General features: G+C 37.8%; 17 protein-coding genes. 11 read left to right on the forward strand and 6 right to left on the reverse strand.

The features are described 5' to 3' along the window. Window positions 1-13: 13 nt before the first annotated feature. A complete protein-coding gene (locus tag IGJ41_RS01635; RefSeq protein WP_010827110.1) occupies window positions 14-1,366 on the reverse strand; it encodes an aspartate kinase in 1,353 nt (450 codons plus the stop codon). A 186-nt stretch (window positions 1,367-1,552) separates the two neighbouring features. On the opposite strand from IGJ41_RS01635, the gene IGJ41_RS01640 reads away from it, so the two are divergent. From IGJ41_RS01640 to IGJ41_RS01650, 3 genes are all read left to right on the forward strand, one after another. Next, on the forward strand, window positions 1,553-2,239 hold the full coding sequence (locus tag IGJ41_RS01640; RefSeq protein WP_010827111.1) for an HAD family hydrolase: 687 nt from the start codon (window positions 1,553-1,555) through the stop codon (window positions 2,237-2,239). Between the two features lie 185 nt (window positions 2,240-2,424). After that, window positions 2,425-4,161, forward strand: a complete 1,737-nt coding sequence (gene ezrA / locus IGJ41_RS01645; RefSeq protein ID WP_002355233.1) for a septation ring formation regulator EzrA — start codon at window positions 2,425-2,427, stop codon at window positions 4,159-4,161. Between the two features lie 126 nt (window positions 4,162-4,287). Continuing rightward, on the forward strand, window positions 4,288-5,433 hold the full coding sequence (locus IGJ41_RS01650; protein ID WP_002358363.1) for a cysteine desulfurase family protein: 1,146 nt from the start codon (window positions 4,288-4,290) through the stop codon (window positions 5,431-5,433). A gap of 124 nt (window positions 5,434-5,557) precedes the next feature. Here IGJ41_RS01650 and tnpA read toward each other — a convergent pair whose 3' ends face one another. From tnpA to IGJ41_RS01665, 3 genes are all read right to left on the reverse strand, one after another. Continuing rightward, the gene (gene tnpA / locus IGJ41_RS01655; protein ID WP_173963818.1) at window positions 5,558-6,013 is read right to left on the reverse strand and encodes an IS200/IS605 family transposase; all 456 of its coding nucleotides are present in this window, start codon (window positions 6,011-6,013) and stop codon (window positions 5,558-5,560) included. 204 nt (window positions 6,014-6,217) lie between these two features. After that, window positions 6,218-6,910, reverse strand: a complete 693-nt coding sequence (locus tag IGJ41_RS01660) for a response regulator transcription factor (protein WP_002355236.1) — start codon at window positions 6,908-6,910, stop codon at window positions 6,218-6,220. Continuing rightward, entirely contained in the window at window positions 6,907-8,250 is a 1,344-nt protein-coding gene (locus IGJ41_RS01665; protein WP_025190950.1) for a sensor histidine kinase, read from the reverse strand. The genes IGJ41_RS01660 and IGJ41_RS01665 overlap by 4 nt, the downstream gene beginning before the upstream one ends. A gap of 323 nt (window positions 8,251-8,573) precedes the next feature. Between IGJ41_RS01665 and IGJ41_RS01670 the strand changes: the two genes are divergently transcribed. From IGJ41_RS01670 to IGJ41_RS01690, 5 genes are all read left to right on the forward strand, one after another. Next, on the forward strand, window positions 8,574-9,551 hold the full coding sequence (locus tag IGJ41_RS01670; protein WP_002380015.1) for a DUF4822 domain-containing protein: 978 nt from the start codon (window positions 8,574-8,576) through the stop codon (window positions 9,549-9,551). A 184-nt stretch (window positions 9,552-9,735) separates the two neighbouring features. Then, window positions 9,736-10,701 (forward strand): DUF4822 domain-containing protein, encoded by a 966-nt coding sequence (locus IGJ41_RS01675; RefSeq protein ID WP_104855594.1) that lies wholly within the window; start codon window positions 9,736-9,738, stop codon window positions 10,699-10,701. A 218-nt stretch (window positions 10,702-10,919) separates the two neighbouring features. After that, window positions 10,920-11,963 (forward strand): DUF4822 domain-containing protein, encoded by a 1,044-nt coding sequence (locus IGJ41_RS01680; protein ID WP_002387660.1) that lies wholly within the window; start codon window positions 10,920-10,922, stop codon window positions 11,961-11,963. A 173-nt stretch (window positions 11,964-12,136) separates the two neighbouring features. Beyond that, window positions 12,137-12,940, forward strand: a complete 804-nt coding sequence (locus tag IGJ41_RS01685; protein WP_002373191.1) for an ankyrin repeat domain-containing protein — start codon at window positions 12,137-12,139, stop codon at window positions 12,938-12,940. 51 nt (window positions 12,941-12,991) lie between these two features. Further along, a complete protein-coding gene (locus IGJ41_RS01690) occupies window positions 12,992-14,203 on the forward strand; it encodes an amidohydrolase family protein (protein ID WP_104855596.1) in 1,212 nt (403 codons plus the stop codon). A gap of 38 nt (window positions 14,204-14,241) precedes the next feature. Here the strand turns inward: IGJ41_RS01690 and IGJ41_RS01695 are convergent, their stop codons facing one another. Both IGJ41_RS01695 and IGJ41_RS01700 read right to left on the reverse strand, forming a co-directional pair. Next, window positions 14,242-15,054, reverse strand: a complete 813-nt coding sequence (locus IGJ41_RS01695) for an alpha/beta hydrolase (protein ID WP_002397026.1) — start codon at window positions 15,052-15,054, stop codon at window positions 14,242-14,244. Further along, complete coding sequence (locus IGJ41_RS01700) at window positions 15,029-16,621, reverse strand: PucR family transcriptional regulator (RefSeq protein WP_002355248.1); 1,593 nt, start codon at window positions 16,619-16,621, stop codon at window positions 15,029-15,031. Before IGJ41_RS01700 ends, IGJ41_RS01695 begins: the two co-directional genes overlap by 26 nt. 122 nt (window positions 16,622-16,743) lie before the next feature. Here IGJ41_RS01700 and fdrA point away from each other — a divergent pair, with 122 nt between their 5' ends. Genes fdrA through IGJ41_RS01715 form a run of 3 tightly spaced genes read left to right on the forward strand, consistent with a single transcriptional unit; the run spans window position 16,744 to window position 21,844 of the window. Further along, a complete protein-coding gene (gene fdrA / locus IGJ41_RS01705; RefSeq protein WP_002355249.1) occupies window positions 16,744-19,755 on the forward strand; it encodes a DUF1116 domain-containing protein in 3,012 nt (1,003 codons plus the stop codon). Beyond that, window positions 19,748-20,581 (forward strand): DUF2877 domain-containing protein, encoded by an 834-nt coding sequence (locus IGJ41_RS01710; protein WP_131750442.1) that lies wholly within the window; start codon window positions 19,748-19,750, stop codon window positions 20,579-20,581. The genes fdrA and IGJ41_RS01710 overlap by 8 nt, the downstream gene beginning before the upstream one ends. A 9-nt stretch (window positions 20,582-20,590) precedes the next feature. Next, window positions 20,591-21,844, forward strand: coding sequence for an MFS transporter (locus IGJ41_RS01715; protein ID WP_002355251.1), 1,254 nt, complete (start codon window positions 20,591-20,593; stop codon window positions 21,842-21,844). Window positions 21,845-21,906: the final 62 nt, after the last annotated feature.

Genomic DNA, 21,906 nt, shown 5'->3' on the forward strand with positions numbered 1-21,906 from the left:
TTCGTCTTTTTCATTAATCATGGAAGAACGTCCGATATAAGGCTTTGATAGCTTTTTCCTCTTGTTCTTTTTTGATACCAAACATAATACTTACTTCCGAAGATCCTTGGTTAATCATTTCTAAGTTGATTTTTTCTTTGGCTAACGCCATTGTACTTTCAGCAGTAACCCCAATTCGTTGGCGCATGCCTTCCCCGACAATCATAATCATGGAAAGGTGATGCGTGATGCGTAACTCATCAGGCGCTAAAACTTCTTGGAGTTGGGCCATCAGTTGATTTTCAATTTCAGTTGTTAACTGGTCTTCTCTTAAAACAATCGTGATGTCATCAATTCCTGAGGGCATATGCTCATAGCTCAAGGCTAATTTTTCTAGTACTTCTAAGAGCCGTCGCCCAAAACCTAATTCTCTATTCATTAAATACTTACTAATGTAAATACTTGCGAACCCTTGATCACTAGCAATTCCTACAACAGGAGCATGCTTCACTTTGCGAGAGGTGGTAATTAGGGTGCCAGGATGATGTGGGTTGTTGGTATTTTTGATAACGACTGGAATATTTGCGCGATAGGCAGGCATTAAGGCTTCGTCGTGGAGGACGGCAAATCCTGCATAAGCTAACTCCCGCATTTCTCTGTAGGTCAATTCTTGAATCGTTTGAGGCTGTTCAATAATTCCAGGATGGGCGACATAAATTCCGTCCACATCGGTAAAGTTTTCATACAAATCTGCTTGAACACCTGCGGCAACAATGGACCCTGTGATATCGGAACCGCCACGAGAAAAAGTACAAATTTCGCCGGCTTCTGTATAACCAAAGAAACCTGGAATAACCAAGATTTGTTGAGTCTCACGATAGGCACTAATTTTCTCTAAAGCTTTTGGTAAAATGCGAGCATTGCCTGGTTCAGGTGTCACCAGGAGACCTAATTCTTTCGGACTAATGTAGCGAGCATCTAAGCCATTTTGCTTGAAAAAACTGGCAACAACTTTTGCATTATTGTCCTCGCCGCTAGCTAAAAAATAGTCAAATAAAAAAGCATTGTTTTCTTTTGGTAAAGTGGCTAATTGGCGAATCGAAATAGCAATATCAGCTAAAACTGCTTTATCCAAGTGTAATTCATCAAAAAGATCTTCATAACGACGAATGATGGCAGAGATTGTCGATTCAATTTCCTCATTATTTAAGTAGCGCTGATAGTATTGAATCAATAAATCAGTCACTTTAATATCTTGCGGGGTTCGCTTTCCAGGAGCGGATACAACGACAAACGTTCGGCGCGGCTCTTCCTTGACGATTTGTAAGACTTTCTGTAACTGTGGTGCTGATGCTAGCGAGCTACCGCCGAATTTAACTACGTTCACGTTTATCACTCCTGTTTTTAATTATTTTCTCATTTGTAGATTAGTAAAAGGATACCGAAAAACATTTAGAAAAGCAACCACTTATTTTCAGAAAGTTAGGAAATCATGAAAATATTTGTTCTTCATTTTTCCTTAAAATTTTGTTAAACTGTAAAGATATGAGTCGTAACGAAGGAGTTAAATAGTATGACAGAATCCAAAACTGCCATTATTTTTGATATGGACGGTGTCCTAGTAGATAGCGAAGCTTATTATTATGAGCGACGTAAAGCATTTTTAGCGGAATTTGATTTGACCATTGAGGGCCTAACCTTGCCAGAATTAGTCGGTGCGGATATGCGTTCATTATGGCAAAAGATTGAACAAGTCAACAAAAAAGAGCTAGATATTGCTTTTTTAAATGAACAATACATAGCCTATAAAAAAGCGCATCCGATAGATTATTTAGCTGTGCTTGATGAAAATGCGAAACGTGTTTTACAATTTTTAAAAAGACAAGGCTATAAAATCGGATTAGCTTCTTCTTCCACAAAAGACGCAATTGAAGAGGTTTTGACAGTGGGGCAATTAAGTAGTTATTTTGATGCGGTCGTGAGTGGGGAAGATTTCGAAGAAAGTAAACCGGCGCCGGATATTTATCTGCACACGTTACAAGAATTAGCTGTTGCGCCACAGGAATGTATAGCCATTGAAGATTCAGAAAAAGGCATTGCCTCTGCCAAAGAAGCTGGGCTAGAAGTTTGGGCTATGCGCGATGAACACTTTGGGATGGATCAAAGTCAAGCGGATGCCTTCTTAACACAACTAAGTGATATTTGTAAAAAAATTAGTGAAAATCGGATCGATGAAAGCAGTGAATCAATCCCTTCGTAAGAAGATCGCGGGTTTTCTTAAAAAAGTTTGTTATAACTAGTGAATGAATATACAGTTTGTGCTATAATTTTCTATAGGTATTTCTGCAAGAATGCCCTTTTCCAAGGGTCAGGAACAATAGATAACCGTGTGAAGAGAACAAACAACCTTTCTTTTATTATAGAAAAATTATCGGAGGAGCCAAAATGAAGAATAATTGGATTATCATTTTAGTACTAGTAATCGTTATTATTGCTGCGGTGCTATACTTAATTGGTTATTTTATGCGCAAAAAAAATCAAGAACAATTAGATGAATTAGAAGTTCGTAAAGAAGCCCTGTTTGACTTGCCAGTCTTTGAAGAAATCGATGACATTAAAAAAATGCATCTAGTTGGACAGAGTCAAAATAGTTTCCGTGAATGGAATCAACGTTGGGTAGAACTATCGACGCGTTCTTTCGCCGAACTAGAGAGTCAAATTTATGAAGTCGAAAATCAAAATGAAATTTTCCGTTTCATGAAAGCGAAGAAAGCAGTCGTGGAAGCGAATGAAACGATGACCGAAATGGAAGCCGAAGTGGAAGTCATTCGTAATGGCTTGAAAGAATTACGTGAAAGTGAAGAGCGCAATTCATTAGAAGTTCAAAAAGCTTTGGATGTCTATGAAGAATTAAGTAAATCACTAAAAGATGATAAAGCTAGCTTTGGTCCAGCTTACTCCGAAATCCAAAAACAATTAAGAAACGTCGAAATTGAATTCACACAATTTGTCACACTAAATACATCGGGGGACCCAATCGAGGCTCGAGAAGTCCTAGAAGATGCGGAACGTCATACGTATGAATTGGAAGACTTAATGAAACGGATTCCACCAATGTATGAAGAATTAAATGAAACTTTCCCAGATCAATTAAAAGAAATCGAAGAAGGCTACAACCAATTATTAGCTGACGATTATGTGTTCCCTGAACAAAACTTTGCTGAAGAAATTCAACATGCGAAAAAACGTGTCGAGAATTCAATGGCTGATTTAGAGAAAACAGAGATTGCTGCAGTAGAGGTCGCAAATCGCGACACAGCAACGGCGATTGATGCATTATATGAAGTGATGGAACGTGAAATTGAAGCGAAGAAATATGTCGTAACCAATCAAAAAATTATTGACGATTATATTTCTCATTCCTTAAAAAATAACCGTCAATTAATGATTGAATTGGACCATGTATCACAAAGCTATACCTTAAACAACAACGAGCTAGGACGTAGTCGTGGCTTCCAAACGGAAATTGAAGAAATTATCCGCCGTCAAAAAGACTTGGAACCTCGAATGAAAGAACATACCGTTCCTTACTCTGAAATTCAAGCGTTCTATAAAGAATGCTATAAGATTTTAGATGATATTGAAAATCAACAATTAGAAATTGATGCTTCATTGAAAGAACTAAGAAAAGGCGAAAAAGTCGCCCAAGAAAAAGTCGACGAATACGAATTCCGTTTACGGAGTATCAAGCGGTATGTTGAAAAGCAACGATTACCAGGTTTGTCTGCTGATTACTTAGAATTTTTCTATGTGGCAACGGATCGAATTGAAGATTTAAGCCGAGCCTTAAATAAAATGCGCATTAACATGGATGAAATCAATCGTTTATGTGACTTATGCGAAGATGATTTAGAGTTATTAGATAAGAAAACAAAAGATTTAGTCAATGCAGCAGCTCTGACAGAACAAATGATGCAATATGCAAACCGCTATCGTCATACTCACGAGAACATCCGAGCGGCTTTAGATAAAAGCATGTATTTATTCTCGACAGAATTCCGTTATCAAGATGCATTAGATGAAATTGGAACGGCATTGGAAGCTGTTGAGCCAGGGGCGTTCAAACGAATCGAAGATTTTTATTTTAAAAATATCAATAACCCTAATCTAACAGCAATTTAATTAAACAATCACTAAACAGAGGTTTGTCGACAGACAAGCCTCTGTTTTTTATGGCGTGGGGGTGACTTGAAGTGATACTTTAGAAAGTATATAATGGGAAAGAATTTTAAAAAAGAAGGGTGACAAATGATTTATTTTGATAATAGTGCAACTACACCGATTTACCCCCAGGCTTTAGATACATATGTAAAAACCAGTCAGCGGATTATTGGCAATCCGTCTAGTCTGCATGACTTAGGCAGCCAAGCGAATCGGCTCTTACAACAAGCACGGAAGCAGATTGCGGAGCTAATCAATGTTTCAGCAAATGAAATCTATTTTACAAGTGGCGGAACTGAAGGAGATAACTGGGTTTTAAAAGGAACGGCAATCGAAAAACGAGAATTTGGTAATCATATTATTATTTCTGCAGTGGAACATCCAGCAGTTACAGAAACAGCGGAACAATTAGTCGAACTAGGTTTTGAACTTTCTTATGCGCCAGTGGATAAAGAAGGTCGTGTGAAAGTCGAGGAACTACAGAAATTAATTAGAAAAGAAACGATTTTGGTTTCTGTTATGGCAGTGAACAATGAAGTGGGAACGATTCAACCAATTAAAGAAATCAGCGAGGTTTTAGCGGAGTTTCCTAAAATTCATTTTCATGTAGACGCGGTTCAAGCAATTGGGAAAGTTAATTACTCAGAGTGGTTAACGGATCGGGTGGATTTTGCAACGTTTTCTGCACATAAATTTCATGGACCACGAGGCATTGGTTTTATGTATTGGAAACAAGGAAAACGTTTAGCGCCGCTTTTAACAGGAGGCGGGCAAGAAAACAACCAACGCAGTGGGACAGAAAACGTACCAGCAATTGTGGCAATGGCCAAAGCGTTACGCTTGCATTTAGAGAACGAACAACAACGGCCGCAACATGTGGCGACATTACGGAGTTATTTATTAAAGGCGCTAGAAGAATTTCAAAATGTGACTGTTTTTTCACAAGATAATGAACATTTTGCGCCACACATTTTATGTTTTGCTTTGAAAGGGATTCGCGGCGAAGTGCTAGTCCATGCATTGGAAGAAAAACAGATTTATATTTCGACTACGAGTGCTTGTTCTAGCCGAAAAAAAATGGCTAGCAGCACCTTGTATGCTATGCATGTGCCTGGGGAATTGGCGACTTCCGCTGTGCGCATTAGTTTAGATGAAAGCAATACAATGGCAGAAATTGAACAGTTTATGATTGTTTTCAACCAACTTTATCAAAAATTTTCTCGTGTAAATTAGTAAATATCCACCCGCATAGCGGGTGGCTTTTTAATAGCCCTAGAAGGGCTCGCTACCTGCTGCTCCCTTAAAGGGAGCTTTTTTAGAGACCGCCAACCGCTACCATTCTATTCTTATCTAGCTGTTACTTCCTAAATGGATCTTTATACTCTCTTTTGTTTATACTATCCCTTACTCGATCTTCTGCTTCTTGTTCTCGTGTATACTTTGCTATCGTTTTTTGGTTCAGTCCTACGGTGCTCACATAATAGCCTTTTGACCAAAAGGATCGATTTCCATAATTGTATTTTAAATTCGCATGACGTTCATGAATGATTACTGCACTTCTTCCTTTTAAGAAACCCATAAAACCAGATACACTCAACTTCGGTGGAATTCTTACCAACATATGGATATGGTCGGGCATTGCATGCGCTTCAATGATTTCGACTTCTTTCATCTCACACAATTTTCTTAGTATTTTCCCTATATCTCGCCTCAATTGACCATAGATTACTTTTCTTCTATATTTTGGTGTAAACACAAGATGATACTTACAATTCCAACGAGTATGTGCTAAACTTTTATCGTCGTTCGACATTCAAAAACTCCTTTCGATTTGATAACGGTTGGTAGCCTTTATCTATTATATCGAAAGGAGTTTTTATCGCTAAAGCTCTGGCCTCCACGCGCAGTACGCGTGGTTTTTTTGTCGAAATCTCTTTAGAGATTTCGACTGACTAAAGTCATTAATAAAAAAATAAGTCGGAGCCTAGAAATAGGCTCCGACTTATTTTTGCTCTCTTTATCGATTGAAGCGGTAGCCACTTCCCCAGAGTGTTTCAATTGGAGAGTCAGAAAGATTGGCTTTTTTTAATTTTTCCCGAATCCGTTTAATGTGAACAACGACAGTCGAAACCTCAGTATCTAAGGCATCAAACCCCCAGACACTTTCAAAAAGTTCTTCTTTATTCCACACACGGTTAGGATGTTCCATCAAGAAAACCAGCAATTTGTATTCTTTACTAGTAAAAATAACTTCATTTTCTAAAACAAACACTTTGTGGGCGGCAGTGTCGACAGCGATTTCATTGATTTTTAGTAATTGTGGTGGTTGTTCTGCTTTGCTTAACAATTGATAACGGTTCATATGGGCTTTTGCTCGAGCGACTAATTCATTGGGACTAAACGGCTTGATTATATAATCATCCGCACCTAAGCCAAGCCCACGAATTTTATCAATATCTTCTTTTTTAGCCGAAACAATCATGATCGGCGTTTGCTTTTTTTTCCGAATTGCACGACAGATTTCAAAACCATCCATAGTTGGCAGCATCACATCTAAAATAATTAAATCAAAGGGCTCATTTAAAGCTGCTTCCAATCCTTTTTTTCCATCATGTTCAATTGTGACAGTCATATCGTTAATTTCTAAATAATCTTTTTGCAAATCAGCAATGCTTGGATCATCTTCAATAATTAATACATGTGGTTTCATTTTTCATCCTCCAACAACGGCAGCGTAATTATCACGTTGGTGCCGTCTCCTTTTTTACTTGTGACAGTGATTGTTCCCTGATGATAGTCAATAATTTGTTTGACAATACTTAATCCCAAGCCGCTTCCTTTAACTGTTGGGGTTCGAGATTTGTCTACACGATAGAAGCGTTCGAATAAATAAGGTAATTCTTTTTTATCGATACCAATGCCGTTATCTGTAATGGTTAAAACTAAGTCTGTTTGATTATGCGTTAAAGAAATCGTAAAGGCTAGTTGTTCTTTAGTGGGATCCGCAAATTTAATGCTATTTTGAATTAGATTGGTAATCACGCGATTCATCTGCGTGGGATCCATTTGAACGTATAAAGCTTCGGTGGGAAGTACAGAAGTGATCACGAGTTCTTGTTCCAAACGGTATTCTTCAAGAATATGTGCAATAAAACGAGTGAAATTGGTCTTTTCCATTGTAAAGACAGCACGGTCTAGGTCTAATTTAGAATACAAAAATAATTCTTCAATTAAATCATTGAGGCCTAAACTTTTTTCATGAATGACCGTTAAATAGCGCTGTTTTTTTTCTTCAGTATTGGCAACGCCATCCATCAAACCTTCAACGTAACCAATAATAGAAGTAATTGGTGTTTTTAAGTCATGAGAAATATTTGCAATTAATTCTTTCCGATTAGCTTCATATTTTTCGCGTTCCGCATTGGCTTCTTCTAAATCTTGCCACATTTGTTCAAAACTAAGTTGGAGCTGTTTGACTTCTGTTGAGACGGTTTGGTGGCTAGTTGGTGTAAATGGATTTTCTTTTTGGGCATCCTTACCCAATGTTTTAGTCGCTTTTTCTAATGCTTCTAATGGCTCGATAGTGGTTTTGGTTAAGCGCTTATTGATGAGCCAAGCTGCCGCAATTGCTATAAGGATAATTAACAAAATCATCCAGATAATCCAGCGTGTGAAGAATTCAAAAAGGCTGCTTTCGCGTTTCAAGACAATAAAGCTCCCGTTAGAACCATCTAAATAATGAAAATCGGATTTGACATAATGATATAGACGCCCTGCATTATCCAGTGTGCCAGTTGGCATAATATTATTCATTTCGTAGTTTGGAATATGTACAGACAAAGATTTTTCTACTAAATTATCCGAATAATAAGGAAACCGTGCATTCTTTCGAATAATCACACTTAATCCTTTTGCCTCAATTGTTTGAATCGTTTCCTTTAATTCTTTACTTAAAGGCGTATCTAGTAATTTCGGTGACTTTTTTAACAATTGATCTAAGGCCAAATAACTTTCTTCTTCGTTAGCGGTCAATGGTCGTTGCTTATTCATCATTCGGTAAGCTTGGGGCAAGCTGGGAACAGTTCCTAACGTGATGTAAGAAGCTAAGGATAAAACAGCTAAAACAGAGGCTAAAGTAATAATGATGGCACTAATATAAGAAATAAAAAAGCGGCGTTTAATGGTCAAAAGCGTCCCTCCTAGTGGTTTTAATCTATTTCTTACTTATAGTGTATTACAAGTGAACAAAAAAAAGCTAGTATTGTTATTAACTTTTTTTCATTTGTTTATAATTTGTTCATTTTTCGGCAAGTAGGAGTTTATAAGGCTTTGCTATTCTAAATATATCAAAAAGAAAAAGGGGATTACCAACCATGAAAAAGAAAAAAATTTTTAGTGCGCTTACCTTATTAACCTTTAGTACGTTGTTGATTGCAGGCTGTGCTGGCGGAGCCAACTCTGCAACAGATAAATCAAGTGCAGCTAGCTCAAGCACTGCAGTCTCTAGTTCAGAAGAAGCAGCTAAAGAGCAATCAAAAGGACAAGAATTAACAGAAATTTTATCCAGTACTGATTGGCAAGGCACAAAAGTTTACGACAAAAATAATAATGATTTAACAGCAGAAAATGCTAATTTTATTGGTTTAGCAAAATATGATGGTGAAACAGGTTTTTATGAATTTTTCGACAAAGAAACAGGTGAAACCCGTGGCGATGAAGGCACATTCTTTGTGACAGACGATGGCGAAAAGCGTATCTTAATTTCGGATACACAAAACTATCAAGCGGTGGTCGATTTAACGGAAGTGACGAAAGATAAATTTACCTATAAGCGAATGGGTAAAGATAAAGACGGGAAAGATGTAGAAGTCTTTGTAGAACATATCCCTTATTCTGACGAGAAATTAACCTTTACGAATGGCCGTAAAGATTTAGAAACAGAAACTGGCAAGATTGTTACCAGTGAACCTGGGGATGACATTTTAGGGGCTACATTATGGAATGGCACGAAAGTTTTAGATGAAGACGGTAACGATGTTACTGAAGCAAATAAAATGTTTATTAGTTTAGCGAAATTTGATAATAAAACAAGTAAATATGAATTCTTTGATTTAGAAACGGGTAAAACACGTGGAGATTTTGGTTACTTCCAAGTAATTGATAATAACAAAATCCGTGCTCACGTTTCAATTGGTGACAATAAATATGGAGCTGCATTAGAATTAACAGAATTAAATGATAAACGTTTTACGTATACACGAATGGGTAAAGACAACAATGGCAAAGAAATTAAAGTCTTTGTAGAACATGAACCATATGAAGGAGACTTTACGCCAGACTTCACGTTCTAATTAGTCAATCACGAGTGGATGAAGCGGTCAAAAGGAAGTAAAGGATTCTTTTGACCGCTTCATTTTTAACAAAAAAATAGTTTATAGTTGTTTTTAATCGTTTATAAATTGTTCATTTTTCTGACAGTGGTAGTTTAGAATCGTTTGTTAAGATAGGTTTATCAAAGAAAAGGAGCGATGCTTTATGAAAAAGAAAGTATTAAGTTCGATTACTTTAGTAACATTAAGTACGTTACTTATAGCAGGTTATGCAAGTCCAGCATTTGCAGGTCATGCAGCCAATCCAAATAGTGCTACAGCAAATTTAGGCAAACATCAAAACAATGGCCAAACAAGAGGCGACAAGGCGACTAAGATTTTATCTGGCACGGACTGGCAAGGAACCCGTGTTTATGATGCTGCTGGTAATGATTTAACGGCAGAAAATGCTAATTTTATTGGTTTAGCAAAATATGATGGTGAAACCGGTTTTTACGAGTTTTTCGACAAAAATACTGGGGAAACCCGTGGTGACGAAGGAACATTTTTTGTGACAGGTGATGGCACAAAACGAATTTTAATTTCGCGGACACAAAATTATCAAGCCGTAGTGGATTTAACCGAAGTGAGTAAAGACAAATTTACTTACAAGCGTTTAGGGAAAGATAAACTGGGGAATGATGTTGAAGTTTACGTGGAACACATCCCTTATCACGGGAAAAAATTAGCTTTTACAAATGGACGTGAAGCATTAACCAATCAAACTGGCAAAATTGTGACAAATAAATCAGGGGATAAAATTTTAGGAACAACCTTGTGGAATGGCACAAAAGTCGTAGATAAAAACGGTAATGATGTGACAGCGGCCAATCAAAATTTCATTAGTTTAGCGAAATTTGATCCAAACACAAGTAAATATGAATTTTTCAATTTACAAACAGGTGAAACCCGCGGCGATTTTGGGTACTTCCAAGTGGTGGACAATAACAAGATTCGGGCCCATGTATCTATTGGTACGAATCGTTACGGTGCGGCGCTAGAATTAACGGAACTAAACAATGATCGATTTACGTATACTCGAATGGGTAAAGATAACGCTGGTAATGATATTCAAGTGTTCGTGGAACATGAACCTTACCAAGGCACATATCAGCCAGCCTTTACTTTCTAGTCTCCTCTTGTCTTCTCTCTCATTTAACAAAAGAACGTCCCCCAACGTTCTTTTGTTTTCTCTTCCTTTATAAATAAATTGTTATTAGTTACATTTAAATATCGTTATTAATATAATTATAATAATTATTATTTAATAATTTTTTCATATTGTGGACAGATGGAGTTAATAACTACATGCTATCCTTAAATTATCAAAAGGAAAGGGAGTAGTCGTTTATGAAGAAAAAAATCGTTGGTACAATTACGTTGTTGGCTTTAAGTGCGTTATTAGTTGGTGGAGCAGGAGGGGCTTTGACGGCAGAAGCATACGTTCCTCAAAGCGTAGACAATCCCAATAATTTAGGGGATTTACCTGAGTATTTACGTTCAGTTGGTATTAGACAAGATGAAGGATTATCAGAAAAAGATTGGGCTGGAACACGCGTTTATGATCGAAACGGGAATGACTTAACAGATGAAAATCAAAACCTATTACATGCAATCAAATTTGATGCAACCACTAGTTTCTATGAATTTTTTGATAAAGAGACTGGAGAATCAACAGGAGATGAAGGAACCTTCTTTATGACCGCGGGTATTACAGATGTTTCCCGTCTTGTAATTATTTCTGAAACCAAAAATTATCAAGGTGTATACCCACTTAGAACTTTATACCAAGATACTTTTACGTATAGACAGATGGGGAAAGATAAAAACGGAAATGATATTGAAGTTTTCGTAGAAAACAAAGCAACCTCAGGACCAGTTTATGGTCGTCCGCAGCCATACCCCAATAATCGTCCCAGAACACTAGAATTCACGAATGGACGCCGTGCCATGACAGAACAAACAGGCCAGATTGATGTAAATCGACAAGGGGATGAAATTATTGGTAAAACTTCCTTTGATGGGACACCGCAACTTCTTTGGAATGGCACAAAAGTAGTGGATAAAGATGGCAATGACGTAACTTCGGCCAACCAAAACTTTATCAGCTTAGCGAAATTTGACCAAGATAGCAGCAAATATGAATTTTTCAATTTACAAACTGGTGAAACTCGTGGCGACTATGGCTACTTTAAAGTAGGGAATCAAAATAAATTCCGTGCCCATGTGTCCATTGGAACCAATCGCTATGGCGCTGTCTTAGAGTTAACAGAATTGAATGATAATCGTTTTACGTACACACGAATGGGTAAAGATAACGAAGGAAACGATATCCAAGTCTATGTGGAACATGAACCATACCAAGGAACTTTTAATCCTGAATTTACCTTTTAAGAACAAAACATACGAATGGAAACCAAAAAAAGTTTCGACTTCTTTTGGTTTCTCTCTTTTTAAAATAGAAAAACAGAGAAAGCGTTTTAATCGACAAATAAAAAAAGATTCGTTAGATTAGAACCACTGGAGAAAAATCTCATATTTCTCTCGAGGAAAGGAAGTTGAGCACAATGAACAAAAAAATTTTAATGGGGCTATTAAGTGTCGTGACCATTCCATTACTTGCTGCGTGTCAAGGAGGAGAAACACCCTCCGCAGCGTCAAAAAATAGTCAAACGGTGACTACTCAAAGTAGTGCAAAAACTGAAAGCACCAGTACAACCCGTTCGGTGGCTCAAACAACATCAAAAGAGGAAGTGAAAGAACCGATGAAGACCTATGAAGTGGGTGCGCTTTTAGAAGCAGCCAATCAACGAGATACGAAGAAGGTCAAGGAAATTTTACAAGATACTACTTATCAAGTGGATGAAGTCGACACAGAAGGCAATACACCGCTCAATATCGCTGTGCACAATAATGACATTGAAATTGCAAAAGCGTTGATTGATCGGGGTGCCGATATTAATCTGCAAAACAGCATTAGTGATAGTCCCTATCTTTATGCGGGAGCGCAAGGACGTACGGAGATTTTAGCGTATATGTTAAAAAATGCGACACCAGATTTAAATAAGCATAACCGTTACGGTGGCAATGCGTTAATTCCGGCAGCTGAAAAAGGACATATTGACAATGTGAAGCTCTTGTTAGAAGATGGACGAGAAGACATAGATTTCCAAAATGACTTTGGCTATACAGCGTTGATTGAGGCAGTGGGGTTACGTGAAGGGAACCAACTATACCAAGATATTGTAAAATTGTTAATGGAAAATGGTGCGGATCAATCCATTAAAGACAATTCTGGTCGAACAGCAATGGACTATGCCAATCAAAAAGGTTATACGGAAATTAGTAAAATTTTAGCACAGTACAACTAAGTATTGTGTCCTTTCGGGAAGGAATAAATACAGGTAGGAGTGAAGGAAAGCATGAATTATTGGTTAAAAAATGTTCGAATTGAAACAGGGTATCAAAAAGAAGGTGACTGGTTATCTGGGACAGTAACCAAAGAAGTGGCAATTGAAGTAACAGATGGAGTATTTACGAAAATCATTCCCAATGAAGAATTGGTAGAACAACCTGGGTTGACAATTATTGATGGTCACCATCAATTGATTTTACCAGGTTTGATTGAAAAACATTGTCACTTTGATAAAAGTAAACTAGGTGTTCCGTGGTATCCGGTGACGCCAGCGAAGTCAATTGTGGAACGTGTCGAAGCAGAAATTCCTTATTTAGATAGTTTAGAACTTTCTTTAACTGAACGCGCCAATCATTTAATTGACTTAGAATTACCACATGGCGCGACAGCCTTCAGAACACATGTTGACGTGGAACCGATGACAGACTTACGTTATTTTGATGAAGTCCAAGCATTGGCCCAAACGAAACCATTTGCGGTAGAAATTGTCGTCTTTCCACAGCACGGCTTACTACGTTCAGATTCCGTTGAATTAGTTGATCAAGCATTGGCAAAAGGTGCCGATTTTATTGGTGGCGTGGATCCTTATTCATTGGATGGTGATTACAAAAAATCATTGGCTGAAACATTCCGCTTAGCAGATAAACATGGTGTCGGTGTGGATATTCATTTACATGACCGTCATGAAGCTGGGACAACAACGATTAAAGAAATTATTCGTTTAACGAAAGAATATGGTCTACAAGACAAAGTATTTATCAGTCATGCCTTCGGGTTAAATGATTTCATTGGTGAAGAACGTGCCGAAGTTTATGACGCTTTAGCAGCAGAAAAAATTCATATTAATTCCAGCGTGCCAATCACACCTAATACGATTCCGCCAATTATGGAATTGTTAAGTCATGGAGTCAATGTTCATCTTGGTTGTGACAATATCTACGATTGCTGGTCTCCCTATGGTGATGGTTCATTACAAGAAAAATTGGCTCGTTTAGGTGAACTTTTTAATGTGAAAGATCAAGATGCTTTAACCCAATTATTGGGCTTAGTGACAGATGGTGTCACAACTTTAGACGAACAAGGGCAAGCAAATTGGCCGCAAGTTGGTGCTGAAGCAACTTACTTACTCACTGAAGCAGAATGTGCGGCGGCTTTTGTCGCTCGTCAGACACCGGTGGAAATCAGTGTGGTAAAAGGAACCACACTTTATCAAAAATAACAAAAAGAAGCGAGATTTCTCGCTTCTTTTTGTTATGCTTATCGTTCCTTCAGCCAGCTATCCAATTGCTCAAATAAAGTGATGACCGAAGGATCTTTGGTTTGTTTTAAAAAATCATGTTCTAAATAGTAAACCGCTTTAAAGGTACTCTCAGGAATGGTCCGTCCGATTTTTTTGCTATAGCGGAACGGCACTTCTTCGTCTGAACTGCTAGCTGTACTGAAACAAGGTGGAAAAGTTTTTAATGTTTCGTCTGACAGTGCGTAAGCAGACCAGTCCCCATTTTCTGGTAATCCGTAAAAGTGCGGCAATAGCGCTTGCTGAATACTGTAATGATACAGCAGATAGCGAGAAAGAAAAGGATCATCCCAAACAGGCTTCGTTTGGTCGATAGCAGCTATTTCTTTAGCGGAAATGGCTTGCTTTAATAATTTCCGTGGCTCTTTAATAAATTCTAAATCTGTATAGCCGTAAAAATTGACTAAAAATTGTGGCATCAAATTTAGTGTTTGTAATTGTTTGGTTAACTGTAACATTAAATAACCGCCAGCGGAACGCCCGCACAAACCAAATGGCTGGTTTTGAATAATCTCTTCGTTTAACAATTGGAAGGTTTCTGTTAGTGTCCCTAAGATGTGATCGATTTTTGTATTTGGAGCCAACAAATAGTCCAGCGCTAAAACGGTATAGCCATTGCTTGTAAACAGCTCCTTCAGTTCTTCTGGTAAATCACTTTTGGTTCCATAAATCATCCCGCCACCGTGTAAATAGACGACATAGTTCGTTGGTTCAGTCGTAGTGGGGTAGATAGTAACTGTTGCGCCATTAGCGAGTGTTTGATTGTTTTTCAAGTGCACGTCTCCTCATCTTTATAATGTATGTGGCAATTTCATAATTTAACAATTGCAAGGGATTGGCTAAGTCAATATCAAGAAGTTGTTCCACTTTATTTAAACGATAACGAATCGTTTTTGAATGGAGGAACATCGCTTCAGAGGTCTGTTTATAGTTGCGGTTATTTTGGAAAAAACTGTACAAAGTTTCAAATAAATCGTAGTTGTTTTCGGCTAATTGATAAAGTGCGCGAGGAATTAATTCGTCTAAATTTTCCAATTGGTCTTCGCGGATAAAATTTTTAAATACCCCGATATCGGCTAAGGTGACAATTGGTCCGTTATAAAAAGTTTCATTAAAGCGCAGAATGTCCAGACATTCAATCAGTAGCTCTTTAATCCCTTCTCGTGATTTTAAACTGCTGACGGCAACGGTAAGCGTGTCGTTTTCTTCTAAAAGTTCAGCTAATAAACGACTTAATTGCAGCTTTGTAATTTTTCCATCACTTTCATTGAAGTTAAAAAGGACCGCCGAATAATTTAGCTGATCGAAGAAGATGGATTTCACACGCAGGGTACGAAGTAAGGCAATAATTCGTTCTTTCATGAGTTGTGTATTGGTGTCTTTGGTAGAAAAAGCAATCGCTTGGTAAGAATCTAGCTCTTGCATTTGCACTTCACGAAGCAAACTGTTTAGCTCGTCAGGATTTTGCGGTGTATTTTGTAAAATAGCATCCGCTAAGTTGTTCAAACGAGTATACCGTTCTTTTTTTAACAAATTTTCGGTATTGAATTTTTCTTGTAAGACATCAATCGCATTTTCTATAATCACTAAATCCGTTTCTTTAACCTTTTCATCTTGTAAATAAACCAGAAGTAAACAATTAGTGGAATAACTATTGAAAATAGAAACTTCTAGTGCCAACTGTTTTTTGGGGTTGGCATGAGAATAAAGTGTTAAAAGAGAGTAATCATTTTTAGTGAACTCACTGTTTTTTAGTTTTTCTCTTGAGAGCACAATCGCATCATGGGGTAAGTCGCCATCGCTAATTTCCAGATGTTTATCCAACATTTTTAAAGCGAAGGGTAATTTAATGATGTCATAAAATTCTTGCATAATCGTCTCAACCGTTGGGTAGTGGCGCTCTAATTTGGTGAAACGTTGGCGTACATCGTAATACGTACGTAAGACATGCGACTGATAATTCAACAAAGGCTCGTAAATCGTAAACAGAATTTTTTCATAGCTAATGTCTTGTGTGATTTTAATTAAAGGAATTTCATAATTGAAACATAATTCGATAAACCATTCTGGAATCATTTTAATGAATCGATCTGTTTTCAAAATTAAGCCGCTGATGCCAATTCGGCGCATCTTTACGAAAAAATTTTCCAACTCTTTTTCGGGTAGATCATGCAATGCGTAGAAAGAAGTCAAAATTAACTGATTCTTTCTACTCCAGTTCTCAATGTCAATCGCTTCTAAGACCATTGCCGAGTCAACTTCATTGTCTAAACCAATCTCTTTCGTCAAAATTTTACCTTTTTTTAAGTCACCTATCGATAATAACTCTCTTAATTTCATCGTTTTCTCCTTTTTTCCTCTTATGGATAAAAATTATACCATTTTTTTAGAATTATGTCCGATGAAAACACTTTCTCGTTTCGATACAATAGCATTGTAAGGAATAGATAGGAGGATGAACAATGTTACACACAGTAATTTTGAAAAACAATTACCAAGACTCCATCAACTTAATGTTATTGACCAATAAAATCAATGCATTAGATGGTGTAACCATGAGTCAAATCATGATGGGAACAGATGCCAACAAAGACATCCTTAACAACACGAACTTGTTAACGGATGAGGCCAATAGTGCATCTGCAAACGACATGATGATTGTGGTTGACAGTGAAAAAGAAAACATCATGGAAGAAGTTATGCCAGCGATTGATGAATTCTTAGATGATTTATCAGCAAAGGGAACTAGTGAAGAAGCACAAGCAGCGACTTCTTGGTCAGAAGCGTTTGATCTTTTACCAGAGGCGAATGTAGCGCTATTCAGTATTCCTGGTGAATATGGTGCGCCAGAAATGGAACGTGCCTTAAAAAATGATTTACACGTGTTCTCTTTCACGGATAATGTGTCAATTGAAGATGAAGTACGTTTGAAAAAATTAGCGCATGAAAAAGGCTTACTAATGATGGGCCCTGACTGTGGAACTGGTATTATCTCAAGTATTCCAATCGCCTTTACAAATGTTGTTTCTCCAGGAAACATTGGCGTTGTTGGTGCTTCAGGAACAGGGATTCAAGAAGTTACAACGATTATTGACCGCTTAGGTGGCGGAGTTGTTCACGCCATTGGTACTGGTGGTCGTGACCTAAGCGACAAAGTAGGCGCTATCACAGTGAAAGATGCTATTGTGGCTTTAGAAAATCACGAACCAACCGATGTGATTACAGTTATTTCTAAACCACCTGCAAAAGAAGTTCGTGATGAAGTGGTTGAATTATTACAAAGCATTTCAAAACCAGTCGTTGCGATTTTCTTAGGAGAAAAACCAACAAGTCACGAAGGCAAAGTTTATCTAGCTCATACATTAGAAGAAACAGCTAAAATTGCTGTTGATTTAGCAAATGATGTGGCCGTGAAGAAAAATTACTTTGAAGCATTAGCAAAACCAGCTGTACCAACATTACCAGAAGATAAAGTTGTAAAAGGCTTATATTCAGGTGGTACATTAGCTTCTGAAGCGGGTATGTTAATTTCTGAAGCTTTAGACCTTGGCGGTTTAGTGAAAGCAGAAGGTTATGTCTTGAAATCTCACGGTTATGAAGTCATTGACTTAGGCGATGATATGTATACACAAGGTCGTCCGCACCCAATGATTGACCCAGATGTTCGTATCGAAAAAATTCGTGAATACGCACAAGATGAAAAAACGGGGATTATCTTATTCGATGTGGTGTTAGGCTATGGTGCTCATGAAGACATGGTTGGTGCATTGTTACCAGCAATTGAAGAAGCGCGTGCCACAGCCAAAGAAGCAGGACGTGATCTTTACTTTGTTGCAACTGTTTGTGGGACGACGAAAGATCCGCAAAATTACCAATCGTCGGTTGATCGTTTGAAAGAAGGCGGCGTTTTAGTTGCAGAAAGCAATGCTAAAGCTGTTCAATTAGCTTTATTACTAAAAGGAATCGAAATTTCAGAAGACGATAAAGAAGTGGTTGCTTACAACGGACCAACTGTCGATGTACCAAAACCAGGCGAAAAAGTAATGGAACTATTAACAACCAAACCAAGAATTATTAACGTTGGGTTGCAAAGCTTTACAGAATCAATCGTTGATTACGGTGGCGAAACTGTTCAATTTAACTGGCGTCCGCGTGCCAACGGCAATAAGAAAATGATTAAAATTTTGGATGCTTTGGAAGATTACAGTGAACAAATCGAAGCTGAAAATCACAAAGTAACAGATAAAATTAAAAATGCACAACCATTCTTAGTAGATGTGGTACCTGCGAAATCAGTGATTCCAGAATTAAATGATGATGCACAAAAAACATTACTTCATGCTGGACCACCAATCCAATGGTCTGAAATGACTGGACCAATGAAAGGTGCTTGTATCGGAGCTGCATTATTCGAACGTTGGGCAGACAATGAAGAAGATGCTTTGAAGATTTTTGAAGCTGGCGAAGTACGTTTCATTCCTTGTCACCATGTAAAAGCAGTAGGACCAATGGGCGGTATTACTTCTGGTAATATGCCAGTCTTTGTTGTAGAAAATCGTTTAGAAGGTAACGAAGCATACTGTATCTTGAATGAAGGTATCGGTAAAGTATTGCGTTTTGGTGCTTATTCACAAGAAGTAGTTGATCGTTTAGATTGGATTAAAGATGTTTTAGGACCAACGATTGCGAAAGCCTTGAAACTTTCTGAAGAAGGCTTGAACTTAAACGTATTGATTGCGCGCTCTATTACAATGGGTGACGAGTTCCACCAAAGAAATATTGCCGCATCGTTGAACTTCTTAAAAGAATTGTCTCCATTAATTATCAAAACAGATATTCCAGAAGATCAAAAATACGAAGTAATCAAATTCTTAGCTGACACAGATCAATTCTTCTTAAATGTCATGATGGCAACTGGAAAAGCAATTGTTGATGGTGCCCGTAAAGATACCAACGGAACGATTGTCACAACGATGACTCGTAACGGCGTGAACTTTGGGGTCCGGATTGCAGAAACAGGCGATCAATGGCATACCGCACCAGTAAATACACCAAAAGGTCTTTACTTCACTGGTTTCAGCGAAGAAGACGGAAATCCTGATGTCGGGGATAGTGCAATTACTGAAACAGTAGGCGTTGGAGCAATGGCTATGGTAGCTGCACCTGGCGTAACACGGTTTGTTGGTGCAGGTGGCTTTGAAGATGCGTTAGCAACCTCAAATGAAATGGCAAAAATCTGTGAAGGACACAACCCAACATTCTCAATTCCAACTTGGGATTTCCAAGGAACTTGTTTAGGAATTGATATCCGTAAAGTGGTGGAATTAGGAATTACACCAATCATCAATACAGGGATTGCACATAAAAATGCCGGTGTTGGTCAAATTGGTGCAGGGACAGTTAGAGCACCTCTAGGCTGTTTTGAAAAAGCCCTAGAAGCGTATGCTGAGAAACTAGGCATTACGGTTGAATAACCAACTAGTCATTAGTGACTACATTTTTCCTATCCACCAATATGGCAAGATGGGAACCATTCACAGTGTTTTTGAACGTTCATTTAATCTGAAAGTCCAGGATCAATTAATCAATGTTGCAAACTTCCATAATTATTTATCAAGCTTTGGTATGTTTTTGCCAGATCAATTGTTTCAAGAAATCTTTCCGTATGTACAACAAGGTAATAAAGTCAAAATCACAGAAAATCAGTTGACCTTTTACAGTACAGTCGGCGTGAAAACGATCCAACTCACACCTGCCGAGGTCGTTTCTTTAAACATTACTCATTTCAAGTTAGAAAAAGACCAATTACGCTTGTTGCGAGACCGCTTATTAGCGAGAAACTTAGAACGTAGAATTGGCCTGCCTTTAGACGAACGAGCGAAGCATATTTTCAAAAAAATGAGACAAAAACAAAAAGTTTGGACACTATCGGAATGGCAAGAAGTAACGAATTATCTGATTGGTCGGGGCAAAGGGTTAACCCCGAGTGGTGATGACATTTTAGTGGCGTATCAAACAATTCTGTTCATACTTGCTGATGAAAGAGCTGCGGCGTTAGCCGCTACTCTTTCGGCAGCAAATTTATCCACAACAGATGTTAGTAAAGGCTATATTGCAAGCTCGGCTAAAGGATATGTAAATTCATTGTTGTATCAGTTACTCTTGGATTTGGAGAACCATCGGGATAATAGAGTTGACGAAAATATTGACAGAATTATACAAATCGGACATTCCTCTGGTAAAGATATGTCATTTGGAATGTTGCTAGCTTTACAATCTGTAGAGTTAGATGAGAAGTGAGGAGAAGACATGGAGAATAGTAAAAAAAATCAAGCAGTGCAAGTGAGCAATAGTTACTGGATTAAAGTCGTAGCCATTTTCTTCGTAGGCTGGATTTTAATGTACGCAACACGAACTATTTTTAATCCAGTGATGGGGGTCATTGGAGAACAATTTGGTCTAAGTAACACACAACTTGGTTTAGCCAATAGTATCTTCTTTCTAACCTATGCTGTTGCACAGATTCCTTTTGGGATGATTGGCGATAAAATTGGGCGGAAATTAGTCATTGCTGTTGGGTTTATCGTTCTTGCTATTTCTACTTATTTTAGTGGATTGGCGACAACCTTTGTTATGTTTTTAGTCATTCGTGCAATTGCTGGTATTGGTCAAGGAGCTTACTATGGCCCACAATATGCGCTATCGACAGAAGCGATTCCAGCAAGTAAACGGACCATCGGTAATGCCATCATCAATAGTGGGATGGCCTTCGGTACATCAGGTGGGTACTTACTTTCAAGTAAGTTGGTTTTAGAAAATGGTGAACATTGGAGCAAACCATTCTTTATCATGGCGATTCCAACGTTTATCGTAGGAATTCTTTTCTATACAATTTTGAAAGAAAAAGTGATTCGTCCTGGTGAAGAAGCTGCACGAGCAGCTGCTGAAGAAGGACCACAAGAAAAGATCTCATTAAAAGAAATTTTCTCAAATCGTAATTTATTAGCCGCATTTATTTTATGTTTCACAAGTATTTATGCAAACTTTGTCATTATTACTTGGTTGCCACAATTTTTAATTGCTGAACGTGGCTTTACAGGAGCGAGCGTTGGTTTCATTTCATCACTTGTACCATGGGCCTCTATTCCAGGAGCCTTAATCTTCGCTCGTTTGAATGATAAAACAGGTGCGACGAAAAAATTAGTCTTTACATTAGTACCTTTAGCAATCCTATCTGTCTTTGCGATTGCTTTTGTAACAAATCGGACATTGTTAATTTCTGTTTTAATTCTTTATGGGTTAACAGGGAAATTAGCGTTAGATCCAATTATGGTGACTTTTGTTACCAAACATGCACCAAAAGCGGCCTTAGGAACAACGTTAAGTGCCTATAATTTTATCGGGATGTCAGGGTCAATCCTAGCACCGTATGTCACAGGATATTTAGCAGATACAGCAGGCTCAATGCAAGTTGGCTTCTATCTTTCTTGTGTACTATTAGTTATTGGTTTACTAGCTTTTGCTTTCTTAGCTAAAGATGAGAGTAAACCGAAATTAGGTTAATTATCCCTTCGATAATGACTGAAACAATCAAAATGAGCAAGACAAAATCTTTCATTTCGTAA

The organism is Enterococcus sp. DIV1537a (assembly GCF_051712085.1).
Lineage (GTDB): Bacteria > Bacillota > Bacilli > Lactobacillales > Enterococcaceae > Enterococcus > Enterococcus faecalis.